This window comes from Microtetraspora fusca (genome assembly GCF_001570365.1).
Lineage (GTDB): Bacteria > Actinomycetota > Actinomycetes > Streptosporangiales > Streptosporangiaceae > Microtetraspora > Microtetraspora fusca.
In genome coordinates, this window is the sequence record NZ_BBYK01000042.1 from 62,283 (window position 1) to 81,494 (window position 19,212).

The 19,212-nt window shown below is 70.9% G+C and carries 17 protein-coding genes; 9 read left to right on the plus strand and 8 right to left on the minus strand.

The genetic code is table 11. The features are described from left to right. Window positions 1-192: 192 nt before the first annotated feature. Both AWQ68_RS09515 and AWQ68_RS09520 read left to right on the plus strand, forming a co-directional pair. The gene (locus AWQ68_RS09515) at window positions 193-1,299 is read left to right on the plus strand and encodes a calcium:cation antiporter (protein WP_066937933.1); all 1,107 of its coding nucleotides are present in this window, start codon (window positions 193-195) and stop codon (window positions 1,297-1,299) included. Between the two features lie 104 nt (window positions 1,300-1,403). Then, window positions 1,404-2,087: a pentapeptide repeat-containing protein gene (locus AWQ68_RS09520; protein WP_066937935.1), complete on the plus strand. Its 684-nt coding sequence runs from the start codon at window positions 1,404-1,406 to the stop codon at window positions 2,085-2,087. 179 nt (window positions 2,088-2,266) lie between these two features. Here the strand turns inward: AWQ68_RS09520 and AWQ68_RS09525 are convergent, their stop codons facing one another. The 6 genes from AWQ68_RS09525 to AWQ68_RS09550 form a co-directional block, all read right to left on the minus strand. Continuing rightward, entirely contained in the window at window positions 2,267-3,418 is a 1,152-nt protein-coding gene (locus AWQ68_RS09525; protein ID WP_066937938.1) for an RNA-guided endonuclease InsQ/TnpB family protein, read from the minus strand. Window positions 3,419-3,936: 518 nt separating this feature from the next. After that, window positions 3,937-5,484 (minus strand): amino acid permease, encoded by a 1,548-nt coding sequence (locus tag AWQ68_RS09530; RefSeq protein ID WP_066937940.1) that lies wholly within the window; start codon window positions 5,482-5,484, stop codon window positions 3,937-3,939. 10 nt (window positions 5,485-5,494) lie between these two features. Further along, window positions 5,495-5,773, minus strand: a complete 279-nt coding sequence (locus AWQ68_RS09535; RefSeq protein ID WP_066937943.1) for a hypothetical protein — start codon at window positions 5,771-5,773, stop codon at window positions 5,495-5,497. A 315-nt stretch (window positions 5,774-6,088) separates the two neighbouring features. Beyond that, entirely contained in the window at window positions 6,089-7,003 is a 915-nt protein-coding gene (locus tag AWQ68_RS09540) for a sugar kinase (protein ID WP_066937945.1), read from the minus strand. A 161-nt stretch (window positions 7,004-7,164) separates the two neighbouring features. Next, entirely contained in the window at window positions 7,165-7,455 is a 291-nt protein-coding gene (locus AWQ68_RS42240; RefSeq protein ID WP_157545080.1) for a hypothetical protein, read from the minus strand. 296 nt (window positions 7,456-7,751) lie between these two features. Next, entirely contained in the window at window positions 7,752-8,675 is a 924-nt protein-coding gene (locus AWQ68_RS09550) for a hypothetical protein (RefSeq protein WP_066937947.1), read from the minus strand. Window positions 8,676-8,826: 151 nt separating this feature from the next. Here AWQ68_RS09550 and AWQ68_RS46095 point away from each other — a divergent pair, with 151 nt between their 5' ends. Continuing rightward, window positions 8,827-9,126 (plus strand): DUF4291 family protein, encoded by a 300-nt coding sequence (locus AWQ68_RS46095; protein WP_373281514.1) that lies wholly within the window; start codon window positions 8,827-8,829, stop codon window positions 9,124-9,126. 29 nt (window positions 9,127-9,155) lie between these two features. On the opposite strand, the gene AWQ68_RS09555 is transcribed toward AWQ68_RS46095, so the two are convergent. Then, window positions 9,156-9,701, minus strand: coding sequence for a type 1 glutamine amidotransferase domain-containing protein (locus AWQ68_RS09555; protein WP_066937950.1), 546 nt, complete (start codon window positions 9,699-9,701; stop codon window positions 9,156-9,158). A 93-nt stretch (window positions 9,702-9,794) separates the two neighbouring features. Between AWQ68_RS09555 and AWQ68_RS09560 the strand changes: the two genes are divergently transcribed. Continuing rightward, entirely contained in the window at window positions 9,795-10,541 is a 747-nt protein-coding gene (locus AWQ68_RS09560; RefSeq protein ID WP_066937953.1) for a DUF72 domain-containing protein, read from the plus strand. Between the two features lie 28 nt (window positions 10,542-10,569). Here the strand turns inward: AWQ68_RS09560 and AWQ68_RS09565 are convergent, their stop codons facing one another. Beyond that, complete coding sequence (locus tag AWQ68_RS09565) at window positions 10,570-12,579, minus strand: LuxR family transcriptional regulator (protein WP_066937955.1); 2,010 nt, start codon at window positions 12,577-12,579, stop codon at window positions 10,570-10,572. Window positions 12,580-12,740: 161 nt separating this feature from the next. Between AWQ68_RS09565 and dnaK the strand changes: the two genes are divergently transcribed. Genes dnaK through clpB form a run of 5 tightly spaced genes read left to right on the plus strand, consistent with a single transcriptional unit; the run spans window position 12,741 to window position 19,153 of the window. Next, entirely contained in the window at window positions 12,741-14,639 is a 1,899-nt protein-coding gene (dnaK, locus tag AWQ68_RS09570) for a molecular chaperone DnaK (protein WP_066937963.1), read from the plus strand. A 2-nt stretch (window positions 14,640-14,641) separates the two neighbouring features. Next, the gene (locus AWQ68_RS09575; RefSeq protein WP_066937965.1) at window positions 14,642-15,286 is read left to right on the plus strand and encodes a nucleotide exchange factor GrpE; all 645 of its coding nucleotides are present in this window, start codon (window positions 14,642-14,644) and stop codon (window positions 15,284-15,286) included. A 9-nt stretch (window positions 15,287-15,295) separates the two neighbouring features. Next, complete coding sequence (locus AWQ68_RS09580) at window positions 15,296-16,228, plus strand: DnaJ C-terminal domain-containing protein (RefSeq protein WP_066937967.1); 933 nt, start codon at window positions 15,296-15,298, stop codon at window positions 16,226-16,228. Beyond that, entirely contained in the window at window positions 16,225-16,530 is a 306-nt protein-coding gene (locus AWQ68_RS09585; RefSeq protein ID WP_066937969.1) for a chaperone modulator CbpM, read from the plus strand. Before AWQ68_RS09580 ends, AWQ68_RS09585 begins: the two co-directional genes overlap by 4 nt. A 1-nt stretch (window position 16,531) precedes the next feature. Beyond that, entirely contained in the window at window positions 16,532-19,153 is a 2,622-nt protein-coding gene (gene clpB, locus AWQ68_RS09590; protein ID WP_066937972.1) for an ATP-dependent chaperone ClpB, read from the plus strand. Window positions 19,154-19,212: the final 59 nt, after the last annotated feature.

Below are 19,212 nucleotides of genomic sequence, written 5' to 3' on the forward strand. Positions count from 1 at the left end.
GCAGGGCTCGGTCCGTGCGTGCGAACCCGGCGCGCTCCGGGGCCCGAGCGCCGCACGTCCGGGTGAGGATGTCACGCGTCGTGAATGGTGTCGTTCCGGTGCCGTGGGTAGGTGAACCTCCCGACCAAGGCGCCCGGCGCGTGTGGCCGGCCGCGAGCGGTCGTCGAGGCGATACCGAGCCGGTGGGGGAGCATGAGCCGCCTGCGCGACGTCCAGTGGATCGACGCCCTGCGATACGCCGTCCCCGTGCTCGCGGTCGCGACGCTCGGGCTCGCGTGGGGACGCGTCCTGCCGCCCGCCGTCGCGGTCATCGTCGCGCTGCTGCTGGCCGGGGCCGTGCTGTCCGCGGTCCACCACGCGGAGGTGGTCGCGCACCGGGTGGGCGAGCCGTTCGGGTCGCTCGTCCTCGCGGTGGCGGTGACCGTCATCGAGGTGGGGCTGATCGTCAGCATGATGGTGTCCGCCGGGGGCGAGACGTTGTCGCTCGCCCGAGACACGGTCTTCGCGGCGGTCATGATCACATGTAACGGCATCGTCGGGCTCTCGCTGCTCGTCGCCGCATTGCGTCATCGCGTCGCGGTGTTCAACGCGGGGGGCACCGGGAGCGCGCTCGCCACCGTGGCGACCCTGGCCACGATGTGCCTGGTGCTCCCCGCCTTCACCACCACGACGCCGGGTCCGGCCTTCTCGCCGCCGCAGCTCTGGTTCGCCGCCGTCGCCTCGCTCGCGCTGTACGTGCTGTTCGTGGTCACCCAGACGATCCGGCACCGCCGGGCGTTCCTGCCGGTGACCGAGGAGGGCGAGGTCATCGACGACGTGGAGGAGCACGAGGCCCAGCCCTCCACCAGGCTGACGGCGGGCAGTCTCGCTCTGCTGGTGGTGGCGCTGGTCGCCGTCGTCGGCCTGGCGAAGGTCGAGTCCCCCGCGATCGAGGCCGCGGTCCACGCGGCCGAGCTGCCACAGTCGGTGGTGGGCGTCGTGATCGCGCTGCTGGTCCTGCTGCCGGAGAGCATCACCGCCGTACGGGCCGCCCGGCGGGACCGGGTGCAGATCAGCCTCAATCTCGGGTTCGGCTCGGCCATGGCGAGCATCGGGTTGACCATCCCCACCATCGCCATCGCCTCGACCTGGCTGAGCGGGACCCTGCTGCTCGGCCTCGGCCCGATGCAGATCGTGCTGCTGGCCCTGACGGTCGCCGTGGCCACCCTCACGGTCGTTACCGGGCGGGCGACCCTGCTCCACGCTGGGGTCCACCTGGTGGTGTTCGCCGCCTTCCTCTTCCTCGCGGTCAGCCCCTGACCCGTTCTCCGTCCCCGCGGGGGCCGTATCCCGCGAATCGTGGGACACCGATTCCGCCTCACCACTTCCGTAGGCCGAAGCGCGCGGGGCCGTAGGCTCCGCCCATGTCTCCCTCCGTCTCTCGTCCTCAGCGGAAGCGCCCGCAGGAACCGGCCGCGCCCAAGGTGCCCACGTCACTCTCCGTCGCGCGGTTGCCCGAACACGACCTCGAAGACGACCGCACGTACCGCTCGATGGCGTTCACGGGCATCGACCTGTCGAACCGCGATGCGGAGATCGCCGACTTCGAGGGCTGCCGGCTCGTCGACACCGGCTTCGCGGGCACCCGGCTGCGGCGGGCGGGCTTCGTCGATGTGGAGTTCGAGCGCTGCGACCTGTCGACCATGGCGGCCAGGATGACGACCGTGCAGCGAAGCCGGGTGTCGTCGAGCCGCTTGACCGGAACGGCCTGGACGGAGTGCGCGTTCCGCGATGTGCTGTTCGACGCGTGTCGTGCCGATCTGGCCGGGTTCAGATTCTCGACGTTCACCGGCACCGTCTTCCGGGACTGTTCGATGCCGGAGGCCGACTTCCAGAACGCCGACCTGCGGGGCGTCCGCTTCGAGCGCTGCGACCTGACGAGGGCCCAGTTCTCCCAGGCCCAGATGGACGGAGCCCGCTTCGCCGACTGCACACTGGTGGGGATCAGCGGCGTGACCAGCCTCAAGGGGGCGATCGTCAGGAGCCAGGACGCCCAGGGCCTGCTCTACGTCCTGGCCGGCGCGATGGGCATCACCATCGAGGAATAGCCCCGTCGGCGGCCCCGGGATCCCGGGCATGCGGGTGATCGCCGGTGCCGCCGACGTGGCAGATCGTAGATCCGGCGTCAGTCCCACGTGGTCCCGGCAGGCACCCGGAAGGTGGTGGTCAGCTTCTTGGCCCTGATGGGCCGAGCTTGCAGCTCCTCTCCGTCGATGGATTCGACGGTTCAGGCCGCGTCGTCGGCAGCGTGACTCACTGCCCAGCCCGCGACACCGCGCGCGGCGATGTTGCGGGCTGCGTTGACGTCGGCGTGCTCAGCGAAGCCGCACGACGTGCAGGCGAAGGTGGCCTGGTCGGGCCGGTTCCTGTTGTCCACGTGGCCGCAGGCCGAACACCCTTTGGAGGTGTAGGCGGGGTCCACGTACACCACCGGCACCCCGCGCCGCTGGGCCTTGTAGGTGATGAACGATCTGAGTTGGGCGAAGCTCCACGAATGTAGCGTGACCCGCTGGGGCTTGCGGAGCCGTACCCTCTCGCGGATGCCGCCCAGGTCTTCCAGGGCGATCCCGCGACAGGTGCGTTCAGCCTCGGTCACGATGGTCTTCGCGATGCGGTGGTTGGTGTCGGCCGCGAAGCGGGCTTCCCGGCCGGACAGCTTGCGCAGCAGGCGTTTGGCGGATTTGGTGCCCTTGGCCTGGAGTCGGGAGCGCAGGCGGCGGTTGCGATGCCGTACCTGGTTGAGCTGCCTGCCCGCGTGCTGGATGCCGTCGCTGGTGGTGGCGATGTTGGCGATGCCCAGGTCCACGCCCAGGAACCCGTCCGGGTCGTAGACATCGGGTACGGGGACCTCACAGATGGCGTACAGGTACCAGGCCCCGCCCCGGAAAACCAGGTCGGACTCACCCCTGCGGTAGCGGGTCAGCATGCCGAGCTGGGCGGGCGAGCAGGCGAACGGGATACGCCCGCAGCGGCCGCGTACCGTCCAGATCGACACGGTGCGGGCATCGAGTTGCCAGGACAGGCAGCGGTCGTCGAACGGCTGCGCGGCGTCCTTGCGGAACCGCACCGGGATGCTTTCGACCGTTGCCCGCCGCTTGGACCCCTGTGGGCCGTAGTTCCCTGCCTTCAGGTTCGCTTTCAGCGCGGCGTAGGCCCCGGCGACCTTACGGACGACGTGGATGGCCGGCTGCGCTGACAAGCCCATCGCTTTCAGCTCGCCGTAGACGAGCCGTTGCAGGGAGGTCTTGCCTTTCACGCCTGTGGTGAAGCCGCGGCGGGAGGCGTGGTTGGCGGCCCGGTTGCACAGGGCGAGCGTCTCCCGCAGCGCCGCCTGCGTGGCGGCATCGGGATGCAGCTTTACCTGCATGACCAGTTTCACGTCAGGGTTTTACCATGCGTACCGCCGTGACGTCTGGATGACGCGATGCATTGCCCGATGCGACAGATCATGTGGGAGGTGCGCGGAGATGGGGGCGGGAGCTGCGCGAACTCAACGGCGAAGATGGACCACGTCCACCTGTTTGTGCACTATCCGTCAACCGGCTCAGGGGTGTCTCGGCGCATTACCTGCGCAAGGAGTTCACCGGCCGATCGACCGGGCGTTCATGCAAGGGCACCTGTGGTCGCCGTCATACTTCGCGGCCTCGGCCCAGATCTCGTCGGTGACCGCGCCGGGCCGGTCGAACCCGGCTGGGGCAGATCGTCCCGTCCTGGGTCGCGTGACCGTGCGGAGGCGCAGCCGACCGGGCACGTGCGGATCGGCTGCGCCCGCGCCTCCGTTGTCCACAGGGTTCGTGCACATGTCCACAGACATATCCACAGAGGGTGGCGCATCGTCCACAGCCCGTACGGCCCGCACCGGAGGGGTGTGGGCCGTACGGGGAAGCCTGTGGACGGTCAGGTGACCGGCTTGGGCTCCTCCATCTCGTCGACGGTGCGGCGGGGGCCGGTGAACCACCTGCGCGCCGAGAGGGTCCACCACAGGGCGATGCCCAGCAGCACGGCGCCCACCGCGATGGGGGCGTAGTTCACGGACGTCCAGGTGAAGTCCTCGTTGCCCGGCACGCCCGCGGGCGCGATCGGCAGCACGAAGTACACCGAGATCACCGCGATCTCGATGACGGAGATCCAGCCGAGCACCTTGTATTTGCGTCCCAGCGTCCAGGGGCCTGGCTGGAAGCCGTCGCCGGCGCGCAGCCGGAGCCAGATGGGGATGATGAAGGCCAGGTAGAGGCCGATCACCGCGATGGAGACCACGGCCAGGAACGCGACCGGCGTGGTCGTCCCCTCCGGGGCGTACAGCGCGGGCAGCGTGATCAGCAGCGCGACCGCGCAGCCGGCGATGATCGCGTTGACCGGCGTCCGGTTGCGGTCCACCCGCGACCAGAGCCGCCAGCCGGGGACCGCGCCGTCACGGGAGAACGCGTACGCCATGCGGGACATGGACGTCACGCAGCTCATGCCGCAGAAGAACTGCCCGACCGTGGAGATCCCGAAGATCACCGTGGCCAGGGTGGACGAGAGCGACGAGGTGAAGATGGCGCCGACGAACCCGCCTTCCTTGTTGACGGCGTCCACGTCGGTCGCCGCGAACAGGAACGACAGCAGCAGGATCCAGCCGCCGATCGCGGAGTAGAAGATGGATTTCCACAGGCCCTGCGCGGCCGTCCTGGCGGCGCCGTGGGTCTCCTCGGAGACGTGCGCGCAGGCGTCGAAGCCGGTGATCGTGTACTGCGTGAGCAGGAATCCGAGCGGCAGGACGTAAAGCCAGAACGTGGGGCCGGAGTCACCCGAGCCGAACCCGGAGTTGTTGAAGCGCTCGAACAGGAAGCCGACGCTCTGGTGTTCCGACGGCCCGAAGATCAGAATGAGCACGACCGCCGCCGCGCCGAACACGTGCCACCACACCGAGACGTTCTGCAGGATCGAGATCAGCCGGTGGCTGAAGATGTTGATCAGCGCGTGCAGCACCAGCACGATCGCGAACAGCAGGAACGTCTGGCGCAGCGCGTCACCCCGCGCCCAGCCGTCGCTGAACCGGCCGATGGTGATGTTGAGGAACGTGGCACAGCCGTAGTCGACGCTGGCGGTCACCCCGATCAGGCCGATCAGGTTGAGCCAGCCGGTGAACCAGCCGTGGATCGGCCGCCCCAGCTTGGCCGCCCACCAGTAGATGCCGCCCGCCGTGGGATAGGCGGAGACCAGTTCGGCCAGGCAGAACCCGATGATCAGGATGAACGCCGAGATCAGCGGCCAGCCGACCGAGATCGCGAGCGGTCCGCCGTTGTTCCACGCCTGGCTGAACGTCGTGAAGCACCCGGCCAGGATCGAGATGATGGAGAAAGAGATGGCGAAGTTGGAGAACCCGCTCCAGGTGCGGGCGAGTTCCTGCTTGTAGCCGAGTTCCGCGAGTCGTCGGGCGTCGTCGTCGAGGGTTTGCGCCATGTGGCCTCCTCTAACCGGTGGGGAGTGTCCGGCCGTCGCCGAGACGGCCGAAGCTCACGTCGCCGAGGTCCCGTACGTCCCGCACGTACGCGTCTGTGGGCGTGCGGGGGCGCGGGCGGCCTCGGCGACGAGATCGAAGTCGGGCGGCGGCGGGTCGCGGACGCGGGGTGGTCAGGACGTTTTCCCGCCTGACGGTGCGGTGGAGACCGCCATCGACCGTCCCGTACGTGACCGGACGGCCGACCTGACCGGTGACGAGCCCCAGCGCGTCCCGGACGAGGTCTGGCATGGGCCCGCTCCTTTGGTCTACGTTCAGACCATTGATCCGATTCTGCGGGCCGGACGTTACGGAATCAAGACACCTTCTGTGACATCTGAGGCGTGGGCGACGGCCGGCCACCGGCCGGAGGGTGGCACTGGGTTCATCAGGTATGCGCCGGCCGAATGTCGGGTGCCCGCGTACGCGTGTCCGGCGGGTGGGGCCGACATCGTGCGCACCGCCCGCAGGTCGAGGGCGGCGATCGGGGGTCTCTTACGCGTAGGCCGGGAAAGGAATTCGGATCAGCCCCGGCGTCAGGGCGGTCTCTGGAGGATCAGGCCGGTGTCACGGCGGCAGCTCGCCGCGGGTGGGCAGGCCCTGCCACGAGCTGGGGCTCGCCACGGCGAAGGCGGCCACGGAGATGCCCCGCTTGAGCCGGTCGGCCGGGTGCAGCCCGTCGAGCAGCGCGCTGAGATATCCCGCCACGAAGGCGCCGCCGACCTCGGTCGCGTCCACGGAAGTGACCGGGGCGGCCTGGGTGTCGTAGCGCAGCCCGTCCACCGTCGCGCTCGCCCCCTTGGAGCCCCGGGTGACGACGAGCTCGGGGACCGAGCCGATCACGGATTCGACGAGGCTCAGCTCGTCCTGGTTGGCGAAGAGGATGTCGGCGGACGCGGCCAGCTCGGTCAGACCCTGCCGGGCCTCGTCCAGGCTCTCCCAGAGGTACGGCCGGTGATCGACGTCCACGGAGATCGTGACTCCCGCGTCCCTGGCCAGCTTCACCGCGTGGTGGACCGCGCTCCAGGAGAACCCGCTCAGCGCGAGGGTGATGCCGGTGACGTGCAGGATCCGCGCCGACTGCACGGCTTCGGCCGGCACGTCGCCGGTGGAGAGCCGCGATCCCGCCGACCCCGCGCGGTAGTAGACCGCGTGCATGGACCGCCCGATCCGGCGCTGCCGTACGACCAGGCCGGTGGAGGCGGTCTCGTCGATCCGGGCGGCGGAGACGTCCACGCCCTCGCCGCGCAGCGCCGTGAGCGCTCGGGCGCCCAACTCGTCCGAGCTGACCCTGCCCAGCCAGCCGACGGAATGGCCCAGCCTCGCCAGCCCGACGGCCATGGTCAGCTCGGGCCCCTCAAGGTCGAGCCGGGCGGTGCCGTCGTGCCGGAGCCGGTCGGCCGACACGACGCCCAGAACCTCACCGAGCGTGAACACCTCGGCCCCGCCGTTCAGCAGCGCGTTGCCGGAAGAAGCAGTCATTTATGTCTTTCTCCGCGATCGATCGCGATCGATGCGGAAAGCATGGCAGAGGCGACACTGTGCGGGAAGCAATATTCGATCAAGAACGCCGTCATATGCCGCGAATCGCATCCGATCCGAGGCGCCCGCCAGCCCCAGAGAGGTGTCGGATTGGGTGCGTCCTAGACGTTGGGAAGGTCGCGGGCCGATTGCGCGGTGGCGGCTGCCCGGACCCAGGCGTCGAGCTGTTCCAGGTCGGAGCACTCGCCGATGGCCGTGCGGACGTCGTCGGGCACGTCGAGGCCGCGTGCGTCGAGCACGATGAAGATCGCCTCGGACATGCCCTTCGCCTTGCCACGAGCGAAGCCTTCAGCGAAGCCTTGAGCGAAGGCTTCGGACAAGCTTTGCGCTTTGCCTCTGGCCACGTTGTCGCGGGCCCAGTCGCTGAGGAATTCACGGGTTTTGGGATGCACAAGATTCTCCAGGTGCTTGCACGTGCTTGACCGGCGCGGTCGCTTCCTGCCAGGAGGCCGTGGGCCTCGCCACGACCAAGAGGCGCGATGCCGGAGGGGCTCCCAGCACGGAGGAGCGGGGGAGGTGTGCCATCGCGCTCTTCTGGTCGACGACTCCGGTCAGGTCGGCTACGCCCCGTATAGGGAAGGCGGGCCGGGCTTTCCGGCCTCTACTGGAAGACCTGTCGGAGAGCCCGCCGCCGGACTGAGTGTGAACGGTCCGGCAGCCGGGTTTGTCTGCCGCTATCGGCGGGGTCTTAGATGTTGAGCAGGTCGCGTGCCGATTGCGCGGTGGCGGCTGCCTGGACCCAGGCGTCGAGCTGTTCCAGGTCGGAGCACTCGCCGATGGCCGTACGGACGTCGTCGGGCACGTCGAGGCCGCGCGCGGAGAGCACCGCAAAGATCGACTTGACCCTGCCTTCCGCTTTACCTTCGGCCAGGCCTTCCGCTTTGCCTTCGGCCAGGCCTTCCGCTTTGCCTCTGGCCACGTTGTCGCGGGCCCAGTCGCTGAGGAATTCACGGGATTCGGTCTGCATGAGATTCTCCAGGTGCTCCCAGATCTTGTCGGGCAGCGCCGCGCGCACCATGTCAGCGTATAGGGCGCCTCGTTCGGGATCGAGCTTGTGCACTGCGGTGAGCAGCGCGTTCAGGATGTCGGGCCCCTCCGGGGCCGTCGCATGAGTGATGACCGAGAGAACGGCGAGTTCCGGGTCGTCGGCCGCCTCCAGAGGGTTGACGATCACGGGGACGTCGGTCGGGCCGGCGACGAGCGGGCTGAGGACCAGGCCGGGGTGGCCCAGCCCGATGGGCTGCCGAGACCAGTGGGCCACCTTCAGGTCCGGGCAGATGACCAGTAGGACCGACGGGCATTTCATCCGCGTGCGGAGGCTGACGAGGTACATCGGCCAGCTCCAGCGCTTGTCGGGGTCCGGGCTCCTTTGCACCTCGACGACGATCGCGAGGACCGGCATGGGGAGAGCATCGGGGCGTTCACGGGTGAGGACGACGACTGAGTCGGCTCGTAGCTCGGCGGGGGTCACCGCGGTGAGGTCTCCTGTTTCGACGGCCGCGTGATCGTAACGGGGGAGCGGAACGTGCAGGCTGTCCGTCAGGAGTTCGGCCGCCAGCTGGGGACGTTCGTGGAACAGGCGCACGATGGCTTCGTGTTGGACGGAGGGCATGGCGAGACGGTAGGAGTGACAGCCTGCTTGGAGCGCCGATTTTTGAACGTCCGTAATCGAACGGTTACTGAATGTGACCACTATGGTCCAATATCAATGCCTTGTCTGGGGCTCCTGATCGGACGCTGCGAGCCCGTGCGCGGCACAGCCGGTGCGGGAAAACGGTTCGCGGCGCCGGCGGGACGGATGGCAGGCTGCGCCGCATGGCGCCCCAGTACCAGATTCGTGCCGACTACGACGCCCACACGATCGTGGCCGCGACCTGATCTCCACGTTCACCGACGACTGGATCGTCGGCCTCGCCGACCTCACTCCCAACGTCCGCAAGGCCGCGTCCCTGATACAGACCGGGCATACCGCGAAAGCGCAGCGACTGTTCCCCGCGGAGCGCGTCTACCCGCTGCCCCGGGCACTGGAAGACCGCCTTGTGGATGACCGCCGACCGCGGTGAGGCCCATCGCGTGCGTGCCGTACCAGGTCTCAGCCGCCGAAGGCGTCGAGCACGGCCTGGCAGAACGCCTTCAGGTCGTCGGGCTTGCGGCTGGTGACCAGGGTGTTCCTCCCGTCGGAGTCGATCTGGACCTCCTGGTCCACCCAGGTGGCCCCCGCGTTGCGCAGGTCGGTCTTGAGGCTCGGCCAGGAGGTGAGCGTACGGCCGCGGACCACGTCGGCCTCGACCAGCGTCCACGGACCGTGGCAGATGGCGGCGACCGGCTTGCCCTGGTCGAAGAACGCCTTCGCGAACTCGACGGCCTTCGGCTCGGTCCGCAGCATGTCGGGGTTGGCGACCCCGCCGGGCAGGATGAGGGCGTCGAAGTCCGACGCGGAGACCTGGTCGAGCGTCGCGTCGACCGGGAACGACTCGGCCTTGTCCAGGTGGTGGAAAGCCTGAATCGTGCCGGGGTCGGTGGAGATCAGCCGCGGTGTGCCGCCCGCCTGCTGCACGGCCTTCCACGGCTCGGTCAGCTCGACCTGCTCGACGCCCTCCGGGGCGACGAGGAAGGCGATCGTCTTTCCCTGGATCATGTCGGCTCCCTGGTTTAACGGTGATTTGGTCGTTACGCGACCGACCTGCCCACCGACCGGGGATCTATGCGGGAACGCGGGTATGGGAGCGACATGCCCCTGTTCGTCGGCACCTCGGGCTGGCAGTACGCCGACTGGCGCGACCTGCTCTACACCGGCGTGCCGCAGCGGCTGTGGCTCGAACGGTACGGCGAGGTGTTCGCCACGGTCGAGAACAACAACGCGTTCTACCGCCTGCCGTCGCACGAGACGTTCGAGTCCTGGCGCGAGCGCACGCCCGGCGACTTCGTCATGGCGGTCAAGGCCAGCCGCTTCCTCACCCACATCAAGCGGCTGAAGGACCCGGAGGAGCCGGTGGGGCGGCTGCTCGGGGTGGCGGAGGGGCTCGGAGGCAAGCTCGGTCCCGTCCTGGTGCAGCTCCCGCCCACGATGTCGGTGGACTGCGAGCGGCTACGCGACTGCCTGGCCGCCTTCCCGAGGAGCGTCCGCGTGACGGTCGAGTTCCGGCACACCTCCTGGTGGATCGAGCGCGTACGCGAGACGCTGTGCGAGTTCGGCGCCGCCCTCTGCTGGGCGGACAGCCGCGGCCGCCCGATGAGCCCGCTCTGGCGGACCGCGCCGTGGGCCTATCTCCGGCTGCACGAGGGCCTGGCCCGGCCGCATCCCTCGTACGGCGACCGCGCGCTGCGCACCTGGCTGGAGCGGCTCGGCGACGTCCCCGACGCCTACGTCTACTTCAACAACGACCCGGGCGGCGCCGCGGTGCGGAACGCGCTGCGGTTCGCCGAACTCGCCCGGGACGCCGGGCGCGGCGTGAGCCGTACCGGCCTGCCGGACTGACGCCCCGTCCCCGCCGTGCTGCCGGTTTTCACCCTGAGGCGGGGTGCGGGCCGGTGGTGTGCTCGACGGCCAGGCGGGTGAGCTCCACGCGGGAGCGGATGTCCAGTTTGCGGAAGATCTGCCGGAGGTGGAACGCCACCGTGTGGACGCTGATGAACATCTGCTCCGCGACCTGCCGGTTCGTCCACCCCTGGGCGACCAGCAGGGAAACGGCGTGCTCGGTGTCGGTGAGGCTGTCCCACCCGGTGACCGGCCGGTCGGCGTAGCTCCAGTGGCGGTGGCGCACGCCCTCCTGGCGCAGCCTGTGGCGCAGCCGCGCGGTGTCCCGCGTGGCGCCCGCCTCCTCGTACCCGGCGAGCGCGCGGTTCAGGCTCTCGATCCCCGCGGTCCGGTCGCCGGTACGGCACAGCAACACGCCGAGGTCCTCCTCCGCCGACGCGCGGGACCAGGGGTCGGCCGCCCGTTGGGCGGCGAGGGCGAGCGCGCGCGGATCGTCGTCGAGCAGGCCGCGGGCGTGGGCGGCCTCGTCGTCGAGCACGTCGGCGGGGAGGCGGTCCAGTGCGGCCCCGACCAGTTCGGCGCGCGCACGGTCGCCCGTGCGAAGCGCGAGACGGACCAGCCAGGCGGCGCAGCCCGGTTCGACGGCGAGTACCCAGGGGTGGCGTCCCAGCGCGGAGTAGACGTCCGCGCCGGCGAGATGCTCCATGGCCGGCCCCGCACCTTCGCCCGCCTCGATCACGCGTGCCGCCGTCACGGCGCGGATCACCTCGTCGGCGGCGGGACAGGCCGGTACGGCAGGGCGGGGGGAGCGGTCTCCGGGGGCGCCGGAGAGCGCCGCGCGCAGGTCGCCGCGCCGCAGGGCGGCCGCGACCCGCAGCGACGAGGCGAGTGAGGCGTTCAGCCGCTCCGCCGACACACGGCCGAGGCGGGTGATCACGCCCACGCCGTCGTCTCCGTCCGGCTCCCCGCGGTCGGCGCGGGGGTCCTCGCCGTCGCGGGCGGCAGGACGAAGGCGACCAGCGGACCGGGACGGCTCTGGGAGGCGTTCGGCCTGGTGGCGCAGGGCCAGCCGCAGCGGGCGGGGCAGGCCGGCGAGCACGGCCCGCCAGACCAGCTCGTGGCGGAAGGTGAGCACGTCTCCGGCCGCCGCCAGCAGCCCGGCCTCCAGCGCCTCCTCAAGCGCGGGGAGCAGCGTCGCGGGGTTGGCCCCCAGCAACTCGGCCACGTCTCCCGGGGAGAACGACCGGCCGAGCACGGCCGCCGCCTCCACCAGGTGCCTGGTCTCGCGGCTCAGCCGGTCCAGCCGGCGCCGCACCAGGACCCGTACGCGCTGGGGGAGCACGGGGGACACCAGCCGGGCCCGGCCGCCCGCGATCTCGATCGCGCCCTCGTCGCGCAGCCCGTCCACCAGTTCGGCGAGCAGGAACGGGTTGCCGCCCGCGCCGGAGGCGAAGTCGAGCAGGCCTCGGTCAGGACGGGCACGCAGTGTGTCGGCGATCACGCGAGCGACGGCGTCCTCCGGCAGCGGGCCGAGCGTCACCCGGCGCGCCCCCTGCCGTTCCAGCAGGTCGAACAGCCGCTCGGCGTCGTGGTCGCGACCGCCGGTGGAGCGGGCGAGCAGCCAGGCGAGCGGCCGGGACGAGAGCCGGCAGTGCAGCGTGCGCACCGCCATGAGCGTGGCCGGGTCCGCCCATTGGAGATCGTCGAGGGTGACCAGCAGCGGTCCGGCGGCCATCCGCTTCTCCATGTGGGTCCGCAGGCGTTCCACCCGCCCTTCCAGCGACTCCGGCGCGGGGTCGCTCTCGCCCGGCAGGTCGTCGAAGGCGGACAGGAGCGGGTTCAGCGGGATGAGCCGGTCCAGTTCCTCGGCGCCGCCCGCGGCCAGGCCGAACCCCCGCGTCGCGGCCCGCTCGGCGGCGCGGGCGAGGAACGTCGTCTTGCCGGTGCCGGGCTCGCCGTCGATCAGCAGGGTGGCGCGCTCGCCGGTTCCGGCCCGATCCAACAACTCGGCGACGGCGGCCAGTTCGCGTGCCCGCATCGCAAGTCCCCCGAAATGTGTTATCTGGCGAAACGCCTGGTCACTTGATGTGACGGCTACCCGTATCCGGCACGACTACACGATCTGACGATGTGGCCGGACGGCCGTCGGGGCGACGCTCAAAAGAAGGCCCGCGCGCAGTCAGGTTGGGGGAACTCCGCATGGCGAAGGCAGTCGGCATCGATCTGGGCACCACGAACTCCGTGATCGCCGCGATGGAGGGCGGGCAGCCGTCGGTCATCCCCAACGCGGAGGGATCGCGGACGACCCCCTCGGTGGTCGCGTTCACCGACCAGGGGGAGCGGCTCGTCGGCCAGCTCGCCCGCAGGCAGGCGATCCTGAACCCCAAGGGCACGATCTACTCGGCCAAGCGTTTCATCGGCCGCCGCTACGACGAGGTGACCAGCGAGATGAACGCGGTCTCCTTCGACGTGGTGGAGGGGCCGGGCGGCGCGGTGCGCTTCCAGGTGCGCTCCAAGCAGTACGCCCCTGAGGAGATCTCCGCCCTCGTGCTCAGGAAGCTGATCCAGGACGCGGGGAAGTTCCTCGGCGAGAAGATCACCGAAGCCGTGATCACCGTGCCCGCGTACTTCAACGACGCCCAGCGGCAGGCCACCAAGGACGCGGGCAGGATCGCCGGCATCGAGGTCCTGCGCATCATCAACGAGCCGACCGCCGCCGCGCTGGCGTACGGGCTGGACCGGAAGGAGAACGAGACCGTTCTCGTCTTCGACCTGGGCGGCGGGACGTTCGACGTGAGCATCCTGGACATCGGCGAGGGCGTGCTGGAGGTCCGCGCCACCTCGGGCGACACCCACCTCGGCGGCGACGACTTCGACCGCCGCATCGTGGACCACCTCGCGGACGAGTTCCAGCGGCAGGAGGGCATCGACCTCAGGCGGGACCCGCAGGCCCTGCAGCGGCTGTTCGAGGCGGCCGAGAAGGCCAAGGTGGAGCTGTCGTCGGTCACCCAGACCACGGTGAGCCTGCCGTTCATCACCGCGGACGCGAACGGCCCCAAGCACCTCAACACGACGCTCATGCGCTCCACGTTCGAGCAGATCACCGCCGACCTGGTTGAGCGCTGCATCAAGCCGGTCGAGCAGGCGATGGCCGACGCGAAGCTCACCGCGGACGACATCGACGAGGTCATCCTGGTCGGCGGCTCCACCCGCATCCCCGCCGTGCAGAACCTGGTACGCCGGATGACCGGCGGCAAGGACCCCAACATGACCGTCAACCCGGACGAGGTCGTCGCCATCGGCGCGGCCGCCCAGGCGGCGATCATCAAGGGCGAGGTCAAGGACGTCCTGCTGCTGGACGTCACCCCGCTGTCCCTGGGCGTCGAGACCCTCGGCGGCGTGATGACCAAGGTCATCGAGCGCAACACGACGATCCCCGCCCGCCGTGCGGAGACGTTCAGCACGGCCGACGACAACCAGGGCGCGGTGGACGTGGTCGTGCTCCAGGGCGAGCGCGAGCGGGCGGCGGACAACCGCGCCCTCGGCCGCTTCCGGCTGGAGAACATCCGCCCGGCGCCGCGCGGCACGCCGCAGATCGAGGTGACCTTCGACATCGACGCGAACGGCATCCTCAACGTCTCCGCCAAGGACAAGGACACCGGAGGGGAGCAGCGCATCACGATCAGCGAGAGCTCCAACCTGGACAAGTCCGAGGTGGACCGGATGGTCGCCGACGCCGAGCAGCACCGCGGCGAGGACGCCAGGCTGCGCGAGCTGGTCGACGCTCGCAACGAGCTGGACACCGTCGCCTACGCCGTCGAACGCCGGCTGAACGAGCTGGGCCAGGCCGTGCCCGTCCACGAGAAGGCGCGGGCCGAGACGCTGGTCGTGGACGCCCGGCAGGCGATCAAGGAGGAGGTGCCGCTCGACCGGCTGCGTTCCCTCACCGCCGAGCTGCAGCAGATCTACCACGGCCTCGGCGCGTCCGCCGCCGCGCCGTCGGGCGCCCCGGGCGAGGGCGGGCCGGGCCGTCCGCCGGGAGAGGGCGGCGGAGGCGGCGACGACGTCATCGACGCCGAGTTCACCACGTCGGACTGACCATGAGCGAGCGCGAGGAGGGCCGCGCCGGCCCCGACGAGACGCGAGGGGAGCCCCGGGTGGAGTCGCGCCCGGCCGAGCCGCAACCCGAGGAGCGGGGGCGCGGCGAGATCGACGAGATGGTGGCCGATCTGGAGGGCCGGTGGTTGCGCGCCGTCGCGGAGCTCGACACCGTACGCCGCAGGATGGCCAGGGACATGGAACGGCAGCGCCAGGAGGAACGGGCCAGGGTGGCCGCGGAGTGGCTTCCTGTGCTCGACAACCTCGAACTCGCGCTGCGCCACGCCGGTGACGGCGCCCGCGGCTCCCATGGGGTTCCCGGGGCCGCGGGCGCTCCCCCGGAGGGCGCCGCCGGAGGGGGGTCCGCCCGGCTGCCGGGCGAGGGCGGTCCGGGCCACGCCGAGGCGGTCATCGAGGGCGTGCGCGCGGTCCGCGACCAGGCGGTCGCCGTGCTGGCCCGGCTCGGCTTCCCCCGCCAGGAGGCGGTCGGGCACAGGTTCGACCCCGCCGTGCACGAGGCGGTCGGCGCCGTGCCCGACCCGCACGCGGCGCCGGGGACGGTCATCGAGGTCGTACGGCCCGGCTACGGCGACGCGGACCATCTGCTGCGCCCGGCGTCCGTGGTCGTCTCCACGAAGGCGGACTGAGGGAGACCGATGGCGGCCGACTTCTACGAGGTGCTGGGCGTTCCGCGGAGCGCGAGCCAGGAGGAGATCCAGCGCGCCTACCGCAAGCTGGCCCGGTCCTACCACCCGGACGTGAACAAGGACCCCGGAGCCGAGGACCGGTTCAAGGAGATCTCCGAGGCGTACCAGGTGCTGTCCGACCCGGAGACGCGCCGGCGGTACGACGCGTTCGGCCCGGACTTCCGGCAGGTGCCGCCGGACGTGGACCCGGAGACGTGGGCCCGCGCCCGCGCGGCGGGGGCCGGCGCCGGGTTCGGCGGACGCGGCGCGCCCGCGTGGGACTTCGGCGGAGGCGACTTCGCCGGAACGGACTTCGAGGACCTGCTCGGCGGCATCTTCGCCGGTCGCCGGGGCGGCCGCCGCTGGGGTCCCGTCCGGGGCGCCGACCAGGAGGCCGAGCTGACGGTCACGGTCGAGGACGCCTACCGGGGCGCCCGTCGCACGCTCACGCTGCCGTCCGGCCGCAGGGTGGACGTGACCATCCCGGCCGGGGTGACCGAGGGGCAGCGCATCAGGCTGGCCGGCCAGGGCGGCCAGGGCGGCGACGGCGCGCCCGCGGGCGACCTCTACCTCATCGTGCGGTTCGCGCCCCATCCCCGCTACAAGGTCCAGGGGCGGGACATCCACGTCGCCCTCCCGCTGGCCCCGTGGGAGGCGGCGCTCGGAGCGACGGTCGCGATCGACACGCCGGGCGGGGAGGCCAAGGTGCGCGTCCCGGCCGGCACGCCGAGCGGCCGCCGGCTGAGGTTGCGCGGGCGGGGGCTGCCCAACCCGCGCGGCACGCCCGGAGACCTGCTCGCGGAGGCCAGGATCATGGTGCCGTCGGAGCTCACCGACGAGGAGCGGCGGCTGTACGAGGAGCTGTCCTCGGTCTCCCGCTTCGACCCGAGGAGCCGTCGATGACCTACCCCCTCGTCCCGGCCGGCCTGCCGCGGATGGATCTGGAGACCTTCGCGCGGGCCGCCGGCATGCACCCCGACCTCGTGCGGCGGCTCGTCGCGCTCGGGCTGCTCGACGCCGCCCCGGACGCGGCGGGCCGGCCGTGCCTCGCGCCGTCCCAGCTCGCCGTGGTCGCCCGGATCCAGCGGCTGCGCGCCGGTTTCGCCGTCAACTACGCCTCGATCGGCCTGGTGATCGATCTGCTCGACCGCGTCGCCGAGTTGGAGGCCGCCCTGCGCGCCCGTACGCGTCAGACCGGAGGTTGACATGGACCCGAACCGCCTGACCCAGAAGTCCCAGGAGGCCCTGAACGACGCTCAGGCCGTGGCGGTGCGCCTCGGGCAGACCGAGGTCGACGGCGAGCACCTCCTGGTGGCGCTGCTCACCCAGCCCGACGGGCTGGTGCCCCGCCTGCTCACCCGGGCCGGCGCCGACCCGGAGCGGCTGCGCAGGGAGCTGGAGGAGAACCTGCGTCGCCGCCCCTCGGTCAGCGGTCCGGGCGCGACACCCGGGCAGGTCTTCGTCACCCGGCGGCTGTCCCAGGTCCTCGACGCCGCCGACCGGGAGGCCGCGCGGCTCAAGGACGAGTACGTGTCGGTCGAGCACCTGCTCCTCGCGTTGATCGACGAGGGCACGGAGACGGCGGCCGGCCGCCTGCTGCGCGAGGAGGGCCTCACCCGGGACCGGTTCCTCCAGGTTCTCACCGAGGTCAGGGGCCATCAGCGGGTCACCTCGGCGACGCCGGAGGTCGCGTACGAGGCCCTGGAGAAGTACGGCAGGGACCTGGTCGCGGACGCGGCGGCGGACAAGCTGGACCCGGTGATCGGCCGGGACTCCGAGATCCGCCGGGTGGTCCAGATCCTGTCCAGGAAGACGAAGAACAACCCGGTGCTCGTCGGCGACCCCGGCGTCGGCAAGACGGCGATCGTCGAGGGCCTGGCCCAGCGGATCGTCCGCGGGGACGTGCCGGAGGGGCTGCGCGACAAGACGATCTTCAGCCTGGACATGGGCGCCCTGATCGCCGGGGCGAAGTACCGCGGCGAGTTCGAGGAGCGGCTCAAGGCCGTGCTCGGCGAGGTGAAGGGGGCCGAGGGGCGCATCCTGCTGTTCGTCGACGAGCTGCACACGGTCGTGGGCGCGGGCGCGACCGAGGGCGCCATGGACGCGGGCAACATGCTCAAGCCGATGCTCGCCCGCGGCGAGCTGCACATGATCGGCGCGACGACGGTGCAGGAGTACCGCAAGCACATCGAGAAGGACGCCGCCCTGGAGCGCAGGTTCCAGCCGGTGCTCGTGGACGAGCCGTCGGTCGAGGACGCCATCTCGATCCTGCGCGGGCTGCGCGAGCGTCTTGAGGTGTTCCACGGCGTGAAGATCCAGGACAACGCGCTGGTCGCCGCGGTCGTCCTCAGCCACCGCTACATCTCCGACCGCTTCCTCCCGGACAAGGCGATCGACCTGGTGGACGAGGCGTGCGCGATGCTGCGCACCGAGATCGACTCGATGCCGGCCGAGCTGGACGAGCTGACCCGCCGGGTGATGCGCCTGGAGATCGAGGAGGCGGCACTCGCCAAGGAGACGGACCCGGCGAGCGGCGCCCGCCTTGAGGACCTGCGCAGGGAACTGGGCGACCTGCGCGCCGAGGCCGACGCGATGCGGGCGCAGTGGGAGTCCGAGCGGCGCGCGCTGCGCAAGGTGCAGGCGCTGCGCGAGGAGATGGAGACGGTGCGCCGCGACGCCGAGATCGCCGAGCGCAGCTACGACCTCAACCGGGCCGCCGAGCTGCGACACGGCCGGATGCCGGAGCTGGCCCGGCGGCTCGCCGCCGAGGAGGAGCAGCTGGAGGCCAAGCAAGGACGCCACCGGCTGCTGCGCGAGGTCGTGACCGAGAACGAGATCGCGGCGATCGTGTCGCGCTGGACGGGCATCCCGGTCAGCCGCCTGCAGGAGGGCGAGCGGGAGAAGCTGCTCCGCCTGGACGACATCCTGCACGAGCGGGTCGTCGGCCAGGACGAGGCGGTCCAGCTCGTCGCCGACGCCGTCATCCGCGCCAGGTCGGGCATCAAGGACCCGCGCCGCCCGATCGGGTCGTTCATCTTCCTCGGCCCGACCGGCGTCGGCAAGACGGAGCTGGCCAAGGCCCTGGCGGCGGCGCTCTTCGACACCGAGGACAACATGGTCCGGGTCGACATGAGCGAGTACCAGGAGCGGCACACCGTGAGCCGGCTCGTCGGCGCCCCTCCCGGCTATGTCGGCTACGAGGAGGGCGGCCAGCTCACCGAGGCCGTGCGGCGCAAGCCGTACTCGGTGGTGCTCTTCGACGAGATCGAGAAGGCGCACGCGGACGTGTTCAACACGCTGCTCCAGGTGCTCGACGACGGTCGGCTGACCGACGCCCAGGGCCGTACGGTCGACTTCAGGAACACCGTCATCATCATGACCTCGAACATCGGGTCGGAGTACCTGCTGGAAGGGGTCACGCCGAGCGGTGAGATCAAGCCCGAGGGGCGGGACCAGGTCATGGCCGCGCTGCGGCGGCACTTCCGGCCGGAGTTCCTCAACCGGGTGGACGACATCGTGCTGTTCAAGCCGCTGACCGAGGCGGAGATCGAGCGGATCGTGGACCTGATGTTCGGCGAGATCAGGGCCAGGCTGGCCGAACGGCGGATGACGCTGGAGGTGAGCGAGGAGGCCCGCCGGCTGATCGCCAAGGAGGGCTTCGACCCCGTGTACGGCGCGCGCCCGCTGCGGCGGTTCATCTCGCGCGAGGTGGAGACGCGGATCGGCCGGGCGTTGATCGCGGGGGACGTCGAGGACGGCGCGACGATCGACGTCGGGGTCAGCGGGGGCGAGCTGGCGGTCGGATTCCGTAATCCGCGCCAGGATTAACATCCCGTTCACATTCGGGCAAAAGGTCGGAAACGGGCGGTTGCCATCCTCGGGCGTGT

Coding starts and splice junctions, on each gene's coding strand:
- AWQ68_RS09515 (WP_066937933.1), top strand. CDS start 193: ATGAGCCGCCTGCGCGACGTCCAGTGGATCGACGCCCTGCGATACGCC.
- AWQ68_RS09520 (WP_066937935.1), top strand. CDS start 1,404: ATGTCTCCCTCCGTCTCTCGTCCTCAGCGGAAGCGCCCGCAGGAACCG.
- AWQ68_RS09530 (WP_066937940.1), bottom strand. CDS start 5,484: ATGGCGCAAACCCTCGACGACGACGCCCGACGACTCGCGGAACTCGGC.
- AWQ68_RS09535 (WP_066937943.1), bottom strand. CDS start 5,773: ATGCCAGACCTCGTCCGGGACGCGCTGGGGCTCGTCACCGGTCAGGTC.
- AWQ68_RS09540 (WP_066937945.1), bottom strand. CDS start 7,003: ATGACTGCTTCTTCCGGCAACGCGCTGCTGAACGGCGGGGCCGAGGTG.
- AWQ68_RS09550 (WP_066937947.1), bottom strand. CDS start 8,675: ATGCCCTCCGTCCAACACGAAGCCATCGTGCGCCTGTTCCACGAACGT.
- AWQ68_RS09555 (WP_066937950.1), bottom strand. CDS start 9,701: ATGATCCAGGGAAAGACGATCGCCTTCCTCGTCGCCCCGGAGGGCGTC.
- AWQ68_RS09560 (WP_066937953.1), top strand. CDS start 9,795: ATGCCCCTGTTCGTCGGCACCTCGGGCTGGCAGTACGCCGACTGGCGC.
- AWQ68_RS09565 (WP_066937955.1), bottom strand. CDS start 12,579: ATGCGGGCACGCGAACTGGCCGCCGTCGCCGAGTTGTTGGATCGGGCC.
- dnaK (WP_066937963.1), top strand. CDS start 12,741: ATGGCGAAGGCAGTCGGCATCGATCTGGGCACCACGAACTCCGTGATC.
- AWQ68_RS09575 (WP_066937965.1), top strand. CDS start 14,642: ATGAGCGAGCGCGAGGAGGGCCGCGCCGGCCCCGACGAGACGCGAGGG.
- AWQ68_RS09580 (WP_066937967.1), top strand. CDS start 15,296: ATGGCGGCCGACTTCTACGAGGTGCTGGGCGTTCCGCGGAGCGCGAGC.
- AWQ68_RS09585 (WP_066937969.1), top strand. CDS start 16,225: ATGACCTACCCCCTCGTCCCGGCCGGCCTGCCGCGGATGGATCTGGAG.
- clpB (WP_066937972.1), top strand. CDS start 16,532: ATGGACCCGAACCGCCTGACCCAGAAGTCCCAGGAGGCCCTGAACGAC.